This window comes from Corynebacterium kalidii (genome assembly GCF_022869005.1).
Classification (GTDB): Bacteria; Actinomycetota; Actinomycetes; order Mycobacteriales; family Mycobacteriaceae; genus Corynebacterium; species Corynebacterium kalidii.
Genome location: NZ_JALIEA010000013.1, coordinates 1 through 14,121, shown reverse-complemented (window position 1 = coordinate 14,121; position 14,121 = coordinate 1). Strand labels below are relative to the sequence as shown.

Annotated in this window: 15 protein-coding genes; 11 read left to right on the top strand and 4 right to left on the bottom strand. The window is 65.6% G+C overall.

All coding sequences use genetic code 11. The features are described 5' to 3' along the window. Nucleotides 1-5 precede the first annotated feature (5 nt). From nagB to MUN33_RS08300, 4 genes are all read left to right on the top strand, one after another. A complete protein-coding gene (nagB, locus tag MUN33_RS08315; RefSeq protein ID WP_244804460.1) occupies nt 6-791 on the top strand; it encodes a glucosamine-6-phosphate deaminase in 786 nt (261 codons plus the stop codon). Next, on the top strand, nt 788-1,996 hold the full coding sequence (gene nagA, locus MUN33_RS08310) for an N-acetylglucosamine-6-phosphate deacetylase (RefSeq protein ID WP_244804459.1): 1,209 nt from the start codon (nt 788-790) through the stop codon (nt 1,994-1,996). Before nagB ends, nagA begins: the two co-directional genes overlap by 4 nt. A gap of 225 nt (nt 1,997-2,221) precedes the next feature. Then, a complete protein-coding gene (locus tag MUN33_RS08305) occupies nt 2,222-2,854 on the top strand; it encodes a ClpP family protease (protein WP_244804458.1) in 633 nt (210 codons plus the stop codon). Between the two features lies 1 nt (nt 2,855). Further along, nucleotides 2,856-3,461, top strand: coding sequence for a ClpP family protease (locus MUN33_RS08300; RefSeq protein WP_244804457.1), 606 nt, complete (start codon nt 2,856-2,858; stop codon nt 3,459-3,461). On the opposite strand, the gene MUN33_RS08295 is transcribed toward MUN33_RS08300, so the two are convergent. Next, complete coding sequence (locus MUN33_RS08295; protein WP_255806701.1) at nt 3,433-3,741, bottom strand: helix-turn-helix domain-containing protein; 309 nt, start codon at nt 3,739-3,741, stop codon at nt 3,433-3,435. The genes MUN33_RS08300 and MUN33_RS08295 overlap by 29 nt on opposite strands. 78 nt (nt 3,742-3,819) lie before the next feature. On the opposite strand from MUN33_RS08295, the gene MUN33_RS08290 reads away from it, so the two are divergent. From MUN33_RS08290 to MUN33_RS08280, 3 genes are read left to right on the top strand one after another with little or no spacing between them, the layout of a single operon-like run. Beyond that, nucleotides 3,820-4,386: a dihydrofolate reductase family protein gene (locus tag MUN33_RS08290; protein ID WP_244804456.1), complete on the top strand. Its 567-nt coding sequence runs from the start codon at nt 3,820-3,822 to the stop codon at nt 4,384-4,386. Beyond that, a complete protein-coding gene (locus MUN33_RS08285; protein WP_244804455.1) occupies nt 4,383-4,943 on the top strand; it encodes a pyridoxamine 5'-phosphate oxidase family protein in 561 nt (186 codons plus the stop codon). Before MUN33_RS08290 ends, MUN33_RS08285 begins: the two co-directional genes overlap by 4 nt. 37 nt (nt 4,944-4,980) lie before the next feature. Continuing rightward, the gene (locus tag MUN33_RS08280; RefSeq protein WP_244804454.1) at nt 4,981-6,036 is read left to right on the top strand and encodes an FAD-dependent oxidoreductase; all 1,056 of its coding nucleotides are present in this window, start codon (nt 4,981-4,983) and stop codon (nt 6,034-6,036) included. A gap of 537 nt (nt 6,037-6,573) precedes the next feature. On the opposite strand, the gene MUN33_RS08275 is transcribed toward MUN33_RS08280, so the two are convergent. Both MUN33_RS08275 and MUN33_RS08270 read right to left on the bottom strand, forming a co-directional pair. Continuing rightward, nucleotides 6,574-9,459: a DEAD/DEAH box helicase gene (locus tag MUN33_RS08275; RefSeq protein WP_244804453.1), complete on the bottom strand. Its 2,886-nt coding sequence runs from the start codon at nt 9,457-9,459 to the stop codon at nt 6,574-6,576. After that, on the bottom strand, nt 9,456-9,854 hold the full coding sequence (locus MUN33_RS08270) for a (deoxy)nucleoside triphosphate pyrophosphohydrolase (RefSeq protein WP_244804452.1): 399 nt from the start codon (nt 9,852-9,854) through the stop codon (nt 9,456-9,458). Before MUN33_RS08270 ends, MUN33_RS08275 begins: the two co-directional genes overlap by 4 nt. A 144-nt stretch (nt 9,855-9,998) precedes the next feature. Between MUN33_RS08270 and MUN33_RS08265 the strand changes: the two genes are divergently transcribed. From MUN33_RS08265 to MUN33_RS08250, 4 genes are all read left to right on the top strand, one after another. Further along, nucleotides 9,999-10,325: a YbjQ family protein gene (locus MUN33_RS08265; RefSeq protein WP_244804451.1), complete on the top strand. Its 327-nt coding sequence runs from the start codon at nt 9,999-10,001 to the stop codon at nt 10,323-10,325. A gap of 166 nt (nt 10,326-10,491) precedes the next feature. Continuing rightward, entirely contained in the window at nt 10,492-10,941 is a 450-nt protein-coding gene (locus tag MUN33_RS08260; RefSeq protein WP_244804450.1) for a hypothetical protein, read from the top strand. Between the two features lie 282 nt (nt 10,942-11,223). Next, nucleotides 11,224-11,664, top strand: a complete 441-nt coding sequence (locus MUN33_RS08255; protein ID WP_244804449.1) for a hypothetical protein — start codon at nt 11,224-11,226, stop codon at nt 11,662-11,664. 94 nt (nt 11,665-11,758) lie between these two features. Further along, the gene (locus MUN33_RS08250; RefSeq protein ID WP_244804448.1) at nt 11,759-12,628 is read left to right on the top strand and encodes an alpha/beta hydrolase family protein; all 870 of its coding nucleotides are present in this window, start codon (nt 11,759-11,761) and stop codon (nt 12,626-12,628) included. Between the two features lie 101 nt (nt 12,629-12,729). Here MUN33_RS08250 and MUN33_RS08245 read toward each other — a convergent pair. Then, on the bottom strand, nt 12,730-14,121 hold a 1,392-nt coding region (locus MUN33_RS08245; RefSeq protein ID WP_244804447.1), incomplete at its 5' end, for a cbb3-type cytochrome c oxidase subunit I.

The following is a 14,121-nucleotide window of genomic DNA, read 5'->3' as shown; positions in this document are numbered from 1 at the left end:
CCCACATGGAAATCATCATCCTCCCGGACGCCGACGCCGCCGGTGAACTCGCCGGCGGCGCCGTCGTCGCACTGCTCGACCGTAAGCCCGACGCCGTCCTCGGCCTGGCGACCGGCTCCTCCCCCCTGCCGATCTACAACGACCTCGCCGCCCGGCACGACGCCGGGGAGGTCTCCTTCGCCCAGGCCCGCGCCTTCACCCTCGACGAGTACGTCGGCCTCGACGCCGCCCACCCGGAGCGCTACGCCAACGTCATCCACCGCGAGTTCACCTCCCGCGTCGACTTCCGGCCCGGCTCCGTCCAGGGCCCCGACGGACTGGCGACCGACATCCCCGCGGCCTGCCAGAACTACGAGGACGCCATCCGCGCCGCCGGTGGCGTGGACCTGCAGATCCTGGGCATCGGCACCGACGGCCACATCGCCTTCAACGAGCCCGGCTCGTCCCTGGCCTCCCGCACGCGCATCAAGACCCTCACCCGCCAGACCCGCATCGACAACGCCCGCTTCTTCGACGACGACCTCGACCGGGTCCCCACCCAGTGCCTCACCCAGGGACTCGGGACCATCATGGAGGCACGCCACATCGTGCTCGTCGCCACCGGGCAGAACAAGGCCGAGGCCGTGCACCAGCTGGCCGAAGGCGGCGTGAGCGCCCTGTGGCCCGCCACGATCCTGCAGCACCACCCGCACGTCTCCGTGCTGGTCGACGAAGCCGCCGCCGGACGTCTCCAGCTGGCGAACTACTACCGGCAGACCTACGCCGCCAAGCCCGTCTGGCAGGGGCTGTGACGGGGCCGACTGGGCCGACGGGGCCGACCAGGCTCGTCACCGCCGACGTCCTCGTCACCGGCGACGAGGTCCTGCGCCCCGGCTGGGTGGAGGTCACCGACGGGACCGTCACCGCCCTCGGCGCCGGTGAACCACCCCGGCCCACCGCCGACGGCGACCTCGTCCTCGGCGCGGCGACCGTCGTCCCCGGCTTCGTGGACATGCACGTCCACGGCGGGGGTGGCGGCGCATTCCCCGTCGCCACCGACGAGGAGACCGCCACCGCCGTGGCCATGCACGCCGCCCACGGGACGACGACCATCATGGCCTCCCTGGTCTCCGCCCACCCCGGGGAGCTGCTCCGTGAAGTCGACGTGCTGTCCCGGCACGTCCGCGACGGCCTCGTCGCCGGCATCCACCTCGAAGGACCCTGGCTGGCCCCGTCGAAGAAGGGGGCCCACGACCCCACGGCGCTGCGCCACCCCGGACACCCCGACGCCGGCGAACTCGCCCGCGTCCTCGACGCCGCCGACGGCACCGTCCGCATGGTCACCATCGCCCCCGAACTCGACGGTGCCCTGGACGCCGTCCGGCAGGTCGTCGACGCCGGAGCGGTCGCCGCCGTCGGCCACACCGACGCGTCCTACGAACAGACCATCGCCGCCATCGACGCCGGCGCCCGGGTGGGCACCCACCTGTTCAACGCCATGCGCCCGGTCCACCACCGCGAACCCGGGCCCGTCACCGCCCTGGTCGAGGACCCGCGGGTCACCGTGGAGATGATCGGCGACGGCGTGCACCTGCACCCCGCGCTCTACCGGGGGGTCTGCGAGCTCGTCGGCCCCGACCGCGTCACCCTGGTCACCGACGCCATGGCTGCCGCCGGCATGCCCGACGGCAGCTACAGTCTCGGCACCCTGGGTGTGGACGTCACCGGTGGCGTCGCCCACGTGGCAGGCACCGACACCATCGCCGGCAGCACCGCCACCATGGACCAGCTCTTCCGGTTCGCCGTGGCACACAGCTGCCCCGGGGGCGGTGACGTCTCCGACGCCGATGCCACGCTGCTCCAGGCCGTCCGTCAGACCTCGGTGAACCCGGCCCGCGCCGTCGGCTTCCCGGTCGTCGGCCTCCAGGTCGGCGGACGTGCCGACATGGTCGTCCTGGATGCCGACCTGCAGGTCACCACGGTGTTGCGTGGCGGGACCGTGGTCGCCGGCGGGTGACGGGGCGAGGTTGGGGGCCGGTGGGCCGGGCGCACCGGCCCGCGGCGCTGCGACAGTCGCACCCGATAAGGTTCTTACTCTCGTAAAACCCCAGGTCAGTTTTACTTAGGAAACTGATGGGGTGCGACGGTTGCCCCGCTGGCCGGCCGGCGATCCGCTCACAGCAGATCCGCCGTCGGCAGCGGGGCATTGCCCTGCACCGCGACCGTCCGCAGGGTGGGTCCCATGCCAGAGAACAACCCCGACCCCACCCGCACCCTCGACCAGGAGATCTACCGGGATCTCTACGAACGCCGCATCATCGTCCTCGGCGACGCGCTGGAGCAGGACACCGCCAACCGGCTGTGCACCTCACTGCTGCTCCTCGCCTCCCGCGACGCCACCGCGGACATCATCTTGCTCATCAACTCCCCCGGCGGTTCCGTCCCCGGCATGCTCGCCATCCGCGACACCATGCGCGGCATCCCCAACGACGTCGCCACCGTGAACATCGGCATGGCCTACAGTGCCGGCCAGTTCCTGCTCTCCGCCGGCACCCCCGGCAAACGCTTCACCCTGCCCCACGCAAAGGTGCTGTTGCACCAGGGCTCCGGCGGGATCGGCGGCACCGCCCAGGACATCGAGATCCAGGCCGCCGACATCAGGCACACCCGGGACACCGTCCTGACCTGCGTCGCCGAGGACACCGGGCAGCCGCTCGACAAGGTCACCCGCGACTCCCTCCGCGACCGGTGGTTCACCGCCGAGCAGGCGAAGGAGTACGGCTTCGTCGACCGGGTCATCGACGACCTCGGCCTGATCACCGGGCCGGACGGACTGACGGCCCGCCGTGCGGCGCTCGGACTGGGGGTGAACTGAGATGTCGTCGTACCCGGTCCCGTACGTCACCACCCAGACGCCCACCGGCGAGAAGACCGTCGACATCTACAGCCGCCTGCTCGACGAACGCATCATCTACCTCGGCACCCCCGTCGACGACGGGGTCGCCAACACCGTGATCGCCCAGTTACTGCACCTGGAGAGCGACAACCCCGACGCGCCGCTGTCCCTGTACGTCAACTCCCCCGGCGGCTCGCAGTCCGCGACCATGGCGATCTACGACTGCATGCAGTTCATCCGGCCCCGGGTGGAGACCACCTGCGTGGGGCAGGCGGTGGCCTCCGCCGCGCTGTTGCTGGCCGGAGGCGAACACGGCCACCGGTCAATCCTGCACAACGGCCGCGTCGTCCTCACGCCGCCCGCCGCCGAGGGCGGACGCGGCACCATCCCCGACCTGATCATCGAGGCCGAGGAGATGGAGCGGGTCCGGCGGCTGCAGGAGGCGATCCTCGCCCTGCACTGTGGCCGCACCCCGGAACAGGTGCGGGAGGACACCGAACGCCAGCTCGTCCTGACGCCGGAGGCGGCGCTGGACTACGGGGTGGTCGACCGGGTCCTCACGCGGCGAGGAGCACCGGCCCGGTAGGTGCCGCCGCCGACCGCACCAGGTCGAACGACGACTTCCCCAGTGCCCCTGCCACCGCCTCGAGGACCTCGGAGGACGGGTCCTTCAGCCCCCGCTCGAGCTCCGAGAGGTACTGCGCCGAGATGCCGGCCCGTTCGGCGGTGTCGACCAGGCGGTCCTGCCGCGCGGCGCGTTCGCGACGGATCTCACGGCCGAGGACCTCACGCCAGAGCGTCGCCGGCCGCCCGGTCTTCCGCCGGAACGGGATGACGGTCTCGTCGTGCTGCGCTTCGGTGCCCATGGCACCATCGTAGAACGTCCGGCCCGCCCGTCGGTGGAGACACGTATCCTCGGGGTACGCGACACCAGGAGGCACGCCATGGGCCATCTGATCTACTCGATGATCGTGTCGGCGGACGGTTTCGTCGCCGACCGGGACGGACACTTCGACTGGGCCGTGCCCGACGAGGAGGTGCTCGCCGCCATCAACGCCGACACCGCGTCGGTCCGCACCTACCTGTACGGCCGTCGGATGTACGAGATGATGCACGTCTGGGAGACCGACCCCGAGGCCGCCGCACAGTCGGAGGAGTCCGCCGTCTGGGCGGGGATCTGGTGTGCGGCGCAGAAGGTCGTCTACTCCACCACCCTGCCGGAGGTGTGGACCGGGAACACGACCCTGGAGCGCGAGTTCCGTGCCGCCGACGTGCAGCGCCTGAAGAACGCCGACGGTGACCTGACGGTCGACGGCCCCACCCTCGCCGCGGAGGCACTGCGGCTCGGACTGGTCGACCAGATCCACATGCTCGTCTGCCCGGTCACCGTCGGCGGCGGCCTGCGGTTCCTGCCCGACGTGGCGATGTCGCTGGCGCTGCGTTCGTCGCGGGGTTTCGGTAACGGGATGGTGCAGCTGAAGTACGACGTGGTCTCCGGGGAGCGCCTGTGAGCGGTCCCGTCCGGCTGTTCATCGACCACCTCGACGACTCCCCCACCCTGATGACACTTGCCACGGTGGACGGGGACGGCTATCCACGGACCCGCACGGTAAACGTCAACGGTGTCCGCGGGGACGGTGGCGTGCTGTTCCACACTGACAGCCGGTCGCAGAAGGTGCATGACATCGGCTCGGACCCCAGGGCCTCCCTGACGGTACTGACCGGTGACGGCTCCCGGCAGGCCACGGTGGTCGGCGACGTCGTCCGGGCCGACGAGGAGACCGAACACGTGATCTACGCCGGTCAGCCCCGCTACCTGCAGCTACTCGCCTGGATGAACAGCCCTGACCTGGCCCGGGCATCGCCTCGGGAGCGGCGCCGTCGGTGGGCGGAGTTCGACCGGGAGAACCCTGACCTGGGCAGGCAGGACCCGCCGGCGACGTGGGCGGTCTTCGCCGTGGTCCCCCGTGAGTACCTGTTCTGGGAGGGTGACGACGACGGACCGTCGCGTCGGGTACGGTACACCCGTACCACCAGCGGGTGGACGACCAGCGTCCTGCCGGGCTGAGGGCGACCACGGCGACCCCGGTGAGACAATGGGCCCCATGCCATCCACATCCCCCACCCCATCCAGAGTCACCGTCATCGGCGCCGGCGTCATCGGCCTGTCCTGCGCCCACGACCTCGCCGAGGCCGGCCACGAGGTCACCGTCGTCGCCGACCACGGGCCCGGCGACACGGTCTCCGCGCTGGCCGGCGCCCTGTGGTTCCCGTACCGCGCCGAGGGAGCGGAGGCCGTCCTCGAACGCTCCCTGCGGCGGTTCGTCGAACTGGCGACCCTCGCCGAGAGCGTTGATACAGACGACCCATCGGCGGGTGCCGACGACTTCACCGACGACGTCCCACCGGTGCAGATGCGCACCGGCATGTTCCACGAACGCCTCGACCCGCCGGACCGCTCGTGGGTGCCGCCGGTCGTGTCCGTGCTGGGCGACGACGCCGTCCGCCCGGTCGAGGGAGGCGTCCGGGCCACCTTGCCGATGATCATGACCTCCCGTTACCTGGCGTGGCTGATGGACTCGTGCCGGATGAGCGGCGTGGCCTTCCAGTGGCGCACCGTGACCTCGCTGGATGACCTGTCGGGGTCGGCGGACGCTGTGGTCGTCGCCGGCGGGCTGCGGGGCGGTGAGCTCCTCGGCGGGGACGACGCCGTGGCCCCGGTGCGGGGCCAGGTGATGGTCTTCGCCAACGGTGACGGCGGCGAGGACGGGCCGCGGTTGATCGGGTGGACCGTGGACTCCGACGACCCCACGGCCATGACCTACGTCTTCCCCCGGGAGGACGAGATCGTGGTCGGAGGGACGGCCGAGGCGGGGTCCTGGGACGAGACGCCGGACCAGGCCACGGCCGAGGCGATCCTGTCCCGCGCGGAGGCGCTGGTCCCGGAGCTGAAGGAGCTGCCGATACTCGGGCACGGGGCGGGGCTGCGCCCGACGCGGGAGACGGTGCGCCTGGAGCGGGTCGACGGGTACGCCCTTCCCGTGATCGCCGCCTACGGTCACGGTGGCGCAGGGGTCACGCTGTCGTGGGGCACGGCGGAGCGCGTGGTGGAGCTTGTCGGCGAGGCTGTCGGTGTCGGCGGGCGCGGCGGGCTGTCCTGACGAAACTTATCCACAGCGTTGTCCACAATGTGTTCACATTGACCCCCACCCCTGTGGATAACTTCGGGGTTCGGCACCCCACTCCATCCACAACCGGACCGCCGTGTCTCTAGGTTGTGTCGGCGATCAGCCTCGTCACCGGCCCAGGCCCGAGGCATCGGGGCTCATAGCTCGGCGACCGGTCGCTGCACGTCCCCTCAGCACGTTCGAGTTACCGGCGGCCCGGCTACGAACGCGATAACGCATCAAGGATCCAGTACACGTGGGAACACGCCGTTCATCGCGTCGCACCGCCCGGATACCCTTGGATGAGACAGATCCCCCAGATGAAAGACGACCATGGACTCACTCAGCCACACCGAACGAGCGGAATGGATCCGTGACGCCGACGACGCCATCCGAGCTCGCCGGCTCCTCCGAGGATGCACCCTTGAACAGGCCTACATGGAACTGAGCGGCGAACGGGTGTGGCGACGAGAGCCCGCAGCCGCACATGCATTGCGAGATGCATTCACGGCAATGTAGCCAACAGCGTGACTACTTCATTGATGGCGCAGTGAGATAGCCATAGAGCCCGGCACTCACCGAATGTTCCAGATCCAGCTTCATGTTTACGATCGGGACGTCCTTGCCATTCTTATCCTTGATATGCGTGTCGAATGCGTCCCTAGCTTTAGCGCCACCCAAGTAGAAGAAATCGCTTCCATCCACGTCATCCTTCTTCACGAAGACATGTAGCGGGAACGCGTTCGCTGCAATATCCATTTCTCGTTTGCTTCTCAAGGAAGTTCGACTCTTCGTAAACCAGTTGATGGTTGCTTCATCGTCGAACCCATCCTCATACTGAGTGGTCGCGGAAATCTCATCCGACTTCTCATAGGTAATGAAGATTGGACACGTATTCGAATAAGAGTCTGTCTTATAACCGTAGAGCGTGCTGTACTGATTAGTTTCAAAGTTCAGCAAGCGGCAGACATCCTTACGGGTGTACTGATGCCCCTCGACGAGCTTACCCTGCCATGATTTACTATGGCGCGACAGGTATATTCCGGTCGCGACAGCGTCATCGACATGAGTTGCGAATGCCGTGCCGGCATCATACAGTCGGACGAATTCGCGGTTCAGTCGATACTGACCATCAGAGATATCTATCACCGGGTGAGGGCCATACTTTTTCTTCTCTTCCTTCGTAAAGAAAGACAGAGTCAGGATGCGCTCCACAGACGAAATGGTCGCGTCGTCGGCAGCACACCCACGCTCAACCAGAAGCTGCGCGAAAGAATCCCGCGTGATCGTCCTCTGATTCAATAGTGCCTGAATAAGGAGGAGCTCATGCGGACGCTTCCCGTTCAATAGTTCACTATCGAGCAACGAAAGATATGAAGCCTCGTCGGCGTACGGCACCGAAGCAGAAAGACCGAAGCCCGAAAGAAGGTTCCAATAGCAACGCTTCTTCGTAGCAAGAACTACCGGGTCCGCCGTCTCATGATGTGCAAAATCGATAAGCATCGGCGTTCGGCCAATCCTATTTCCGAGACTGCGAATAGCACTCTTGAGATTATGCGCGCTGTCTAGTCTCGATTTCGCGAGCGAATCAAGGACACGCTGGCGTGAAATCTCATCGAAGTTCACACTTGAGATCCCAGCGATCACTCCCGAGGTCTGCGCCTTGATCAACTTCTCCTTGACAGAATCACTGTTCAAACTATGATCGCCGAACAGCGCAACAGGGATGAGGAAGTTGTTCTTATAGTTTCCGATGAAGTCAATGACACGGAGATGGTCCTTGCCTTCGCTCTTCCGCAACCCTCGACCAAGCTGCTGGGTAAACACAATACTAGAATCGGTATTGCGCAGCATCACGACTTGATTCACTGACGGAATATCGATTCCCTCGTTGAAGATATCGCGAGTAAGAATATAGTCGAGCCGACCATCCGCAAGGTCCCCCATCGCCACTTCACGCTCTTCCGCGGTCGACTCGCCGGTCAGAGGACGTGTCCGAAGTTCCCGGCCGTTGAGGGTCCTCGTATTTAACAATTCCGAGAGCTCATGCGCCTCCTGCCGGCTGCTGCAGAACATCAGTCCCTTGACGCCTGAAGGGAAGCCATACGCGCGTAGCATTTCGAGAATGTACTCGACGCGGTCCGGAGCAACTAGCTTACTAAGACGTCCGGTATCTTCCTGAAGATCACCGATATCGTCGATATATTCCGTAACGCCGTAGTAGTCGAAGGGTGCCAGCATATCCGCCTCAAGAGCTTCCTGGAGGCGAATTTCATATGGGACATTATGGTCAAACATCTCAAATATGTTTGTGTCATCGGTCCGCTCGGGGGTTGCGGTCAAACCTAGAAGAAATTCTGGATCGAAATGCTCAATCACGCGCTCATAGCTGGCGGCGCCGGCACGATGCACCTCGTCAATAATGATGAGATCGAAGGAATCAGGAGCAAGACTCTGGATATACTCCTCCTTAGATAGAGTCTGGACCATGGCGAAGACGAACCGCTTATCGTCCTCCTTCTGATTTCCGACAACGCGGCCAATCTCGTCCGGGTCAGCTTCGAGGACACGACGGAACTCACTCATTGCCTTGTCGAGAATCTGCTCTCGGTGCACGATGAAGAGCATGCGGCGGGGGTTAAACTCGCGCGCCGCAAGGGCTGCCAGAATGGTCTTTCCCGTTCCCGTTGCGGAGATAACGAGAGCGCGCCCCTCCCCTGCATCCCGCACCGAACGGATTTCGGTCAGCGCTTCCTTCTGCATCGCATTGGGAACGATCGGACCTAACGGAATCTCGCCGTTTTCGATGGCCTGTGACATCATCGGTACGATGCGAATCTGTCGATCCTGCTCGTAGTTGTCAATCCATTCTCGGGTCAGGGGCCGAGACTCTGCACACTGCTCGTCGATTGCTGCACGTAATTGATACGTGATATCGCCTTCAGGAAGCGCGGAGAAACGGAGGTTCCACTCCTGATTCTTCGTCAGAGCATTTCGGGTGAGGTTAGAACTACCGATGATGGCAGAAAGCGTCTCCTCCTGAGTGAAGACATAGCCCTTGGCATGGAATCCGCCTTCCGTGCCAGGATGGATAAGCACTTCTACATTATCGAGATTAAGGAGTTCTCGAAACATATCAGGCTCATTGAAGTCAAGGTAGGTCGATGTGATGATCCGGACGACACCGTCAAAATTGCGCAGCGCCTGCTTGATCAGCCCCAAAGCCCCCGGCGTAATGAAGGCTACTGAAAAGTCAACTCGTACCGAGCGACGCATCTCCTCAGTGATCGCACGGACCATAGTGTTACCATCCCGGTTGGCGATGAGCCTGGGGTGGTAGAGGTGCTCCGAGTCGACCTCCCGGTCGAGGAATCCGTATGCTGTCCCGGCACTTACCGGGTTATCCTCCATGCTCATGCGCCGAGGTATGCGACGACGCGATTAACTGCCGGGATATCGGCAGGGGCCCACTGCAGCTCGGGAAGGTCATGCGCTTCGACCCAACGCACTTCGGAGTGTTCAGTCAACGTTGGTTCCCTGTCAATGATCGTCCCAAAGTATGTCGTCAGTACCACGGTGCCGAAGTCATACTCATACTCCGTTGTCTCCACCCGGTCCCCGATCTCTGCCACGCACAAGAGCTCTTCTTTAAGCTCCCGGCGAAGCGCCTCCTCAGGGCTTTCCCCCGCCTCGATTTTGCCGCCTGGAAACTCCCACATGCCGGCCAACGACATGCCTTCGCCACGTTGCGCTGCGAGAACCCTCGTCCCGTCCGTCAGAACCGCTCCGACGACATTGATCCGCTTTGTCATGCGCTTCAGCCTAACAAGCATTACATCCGGCCTCGCGCCGTCCAAGGCATAGCACCAAGCGACACCGTTCCCGTTCGGGCATCATGGAAGCCGATGCCCGTGACAGGGCTCAACCCCACGCCACCAATCCGAAGGAGCGCAGTCATGATCGTCACCACCACCAACGGCGTCGAAGGCCACGCCATCACCGGTTACCTCCGCGTCGTCTCCGGGGAGACGATCGTCGGCATCAACATGTTCAAGGACATCGGCGCCGGCATCAGGAACATCGTCGGCGGCCGGAGTAACAGCTACGAGGGCGAAGTGCTCCGTGCGCGAGAGAACGCCCTCGGTGAGATGGTCCAGCGGGCCACCGAGCTCGGGGCAGACGCCGTCGTCGGGGTCGACCTGGACTACGAGAACCTCGGCCAGGGCGGCATGATGATGGTCTGCGCGTCCGGTACCGCCGTCACACTCGGCCCCCACGCCTGACACAGCCAGAGACTATCGTCCTCGTCCTGCCAACACGAACGTCCTCCCGGCCACCGCAGACGCGGTGTTCATCGGGGATACGGACCGCACCGAACCCTGGACAGCCTCCGGAACGTCCCCTACACTTCGCAGACGTACGACACCCCTCACCTGAAAGGACCCCACCATGGGCCTCTCCACTCTCCGCTCCTCCCGCCTCTCCCGCGCCGGCATCGCCGCCGTCGCACTCGCACCCGCCCTGGTCCTCGCCGCGCCGGCCGCGCTCGCCGACGACACTGACTCCCCCTCGGCGGACGCGCCCACCACCTCCCCGGAGGACACCACCGGCGGCTCGCTTCCCGAGGGCATCGGCTCGGAGGACGCCGCGTCCTCCCTGTCCGACGCCGACTGGTCGAAGGTCGCCGGGGTCATCAGTGACGTCGTCGGTGGCGGTGTCTCCCTGGACACCATCCTCGAGGTCATCTCCCTGGTCAACGGCGACGACGCCACGGTCGGCGACGTCATCGGGTCCGTCACCGGCTCCCTCGGCGACGAGTCCGGCGCCGACGACACCGACGACACTGATGGCGCCGACGGCGCGTCCGACGCAGCAGACGGCGCAGCCACCGCCGAGTAGCAGCACCGACTGCACCTGCAGCACCGGCTGAACCTGTCAGGAGGTTTCCGCACGACGCGGGGGCCTCCTTCTTCTGTCCGCCCGGTGCCGGTGGCAGAGCAGTCGGCAGCGTGACAGAGGCGACCGTCGTTCTACCGGTCCGAAACGACCGGGAACTCTGCCAATGGACCGGCACCTCTGCCAGCGCGGGTCGGCACGGGTCGCGCTCCACTCCGTGGGCGCCCCGTGCGCTGCACTGCTATGGTTCTAGGCCAGACATTTCACGAGCAGAAAGCATGTGCCATGAACCTCCCACCCGTCTCCCGCCGCATCAAGGCCGGTATCGCCGCCGTCGTCGTCACCCCCGCCCTCGTCTTCGCACCCACGGCCGTCGCCGACTCCACGGGCGACGCCGGCGCCTCCGCAACCTCCTCGCTGCCCGCCGACCTGGTCAGCAGCCTCAACGGCGAGAAGGCCGGCCCCTTCGACGCCGTCGGCAGCCTCGGTGAGATCAACGGCGGCGAGATCGGCGCCGCCGTCACCGTGGTCACCGCGCTGCTCCAGGCCGGCGTGAGTGTGGGCGACATCGTCACCATCTTCATGGCACTGCAGGGCGCCGGGGTGAGCGTCAGCGACATCATCGCGGTGTTCTCCTTCCTGGCGGATAACCCGGCCGCGCTGAAGACCGTCCTCTTCCTCATCGAGAAGGGCTGGATCACGCAGATCCTCGCACTCATCCGCTGACACCCTCCAGAGCGCGGGAACAGGGCCGCGCCACCGGGAGTGTGCTTATGCAGATAGAGACACATGAGCGCCTCCCACCACTAGAGTGTGTTGCATGACACATACTTTCGAGACGGTCGAGATCCCCACGTCCCACGGGCGCGCCCTGACGGCGGGGATCATCGACACCCCGGGAGCACGGGCCGCTGTCGTCGTCCACCCCGCGACGGCGGTGTCCCAGGGGCTCTACCGGGCTTTCGCCGGACACCTCGCCGACCAGGGGTTCTCGGTACTGATCTACGACTACTCCGGATGCGGGGACACCGCGGCACCCGGCGACGACCGCCGCCGGGACATCGCCATGTCCACCTGGATGTTCGAGGACATCCCCGCCGCGAACGCGTTCGCCAGGGAGCGGTGGCCCGACCTCGGCCTCCTGGCCGTGGGCCACAGTGTCGGCGCGCACGGGCAGATCGCGGTCCAACAGCAGTCCCCGGTCGACGCGCTGGCCATGGTCGCCAGTCACGCCGGCGTCACCGCCCTCATCCCGGAGGTGAAGGAGAAGGCGAGGGTGTGGGCCTTCTTCAACATCATCATCCCGTTGACAGCGCGGATCACGGGGAGGGTGCCGGTCGCGCGGCTCGGCATGGGCAAACCTATCCCGGTCGGTGCCCTGACGCAGTGGGCGGGCTGGAGCAGGAAGGAGAACTACTTCTTCGACGACCCCGGCTTCGACTTCGGGGCCCGGTACGCCGCCGCGGACATGCCGGTCCAGTCGGTGTGCTTCACCGACGACCTCTGGGCGACCCGTGAAGCGACCACCGTGCTGACCCGCCGGATGCGCTCGGCCGACATCGACGAGGTCGACGTCACCCCACGGGCCGGGGACTCGCTCGGGCACATGGGGTTCTTCCGGACCAGGAACTCCGGGTACTGGACCCGGGTGTCGGACTGGTTGTCCGACCAGGTCACCGCGCAGCCGTAGGGGCCGGAAACACCGGAGACACCGGAGACACCCGTACCGCCCCGCCGGCCGAAGCCGGACGGGGCGGTCAGGGGGAACGGACGGGGCAGGACGCCGGGATCTCAGAAGTGGCGTCCCACGTGCGCCTCTCCGCGAACGGTCTTCACCATGTGCGGATAGTGCAGCTCGAACGCCGGACGCTCCGAACGGATCTTCGGCATCGAGGTGAAGTTGTGCCGCGGCGGCGGGCAGGACGTGGCCCACTCCAACGAGTTGCCGTACCCCCACGGGTCGTCCACGGTGACGACCTCACCGTAACGCCAGGACTTGAACACGTTCCACACGAACGGCAGCACCGAGACACCCAGGATCAGGGCACCGATGGTGGACACCTGGTTCAGCACCGTGAACCCGTCCGAATCCAGGTAGTCGGCGTAGCGACGCGGCATACCCATGTTGCCCAGCCAGTGCTGCACCAGGAACGTGGCGTGGAAGCCGATGAAGGTCAGCCAGAAGTGGATCTTGCCCAGCTTCTCGTCCAGCATCCGGCCGGTCATCTTCGGGAACCAGAAGTACACGCCGGCGAAGGTCGCGAACGCCACCGTGCCGTACAGGGTGTAGTGGAAGTGCGCCACCACGAAGTAGGAGTCCGAGAGCTGGAAGTCCAGTGCCGGCGAGGCCAGCATCACACCGGTCAGACCACCGAACAGGAAAGTGACGAAGAAGCCGATCGCGAAGATCATCGGCGTGTCGAAGGTGATCCGGCCCTTCCACATCGTGCCCAGCCAGTTGAAGAACTTCATGCCGGTCGGCACGGCGATCAGGAAGGTCATGAAGCTGAAGAACGGCAGCAGCACCGCACCGGTGACGAACATGTGGTGCGCCCACACCGCCAGCGACAGCGCCGCGATCGACAGCGTGGCGAACACCAGGCCGACGTAACCGAACATCGGCTTACGGGAGAACACCGGGAAGATCTCGGAGACGATGCCGAAGAACGGCAGGGCCAGGACGTAGACCTCGGGGTGGCCGAAGAACCAGAACAGGTGCTGCCACAGGATCGCGCCACCGTTGGCCGGGTCGTAGATATGGCCGCCGAGCAGGCGGTCGTAGAGCACACCGAGTGCGGCCGCGGTCAGCAGCGGGAAGATCAGCAGCACCAGCAGGGACATCACCAGGATGTTCCAGGTGAACACCGGCATGCGGAACATCGTCATACCGGGCGCACGCAGGCACAGGATCGTGGTGATCATGTTGACGCCGGCGAGGATGCTGCCGACGCCGCCGACACCGACACCGACGATCCACAACTGCGAGCCCACACCGGGCGAGTGGATGGCGTCCGCCAGCGGCATGTACATCGTCCAGCCGAAGTCCGCCGCGCCACCGGGGGTGAGGAAGCCGGTGAGCATGATGATGCCGCCCCAGGTGGTCAGCCAGAAGCCGAAGGCGTTCAGCCGGGGGAAGGCCACGTCCGGTGCACCGATCTGCAGCGGCATGATGTAGTTGGCGAA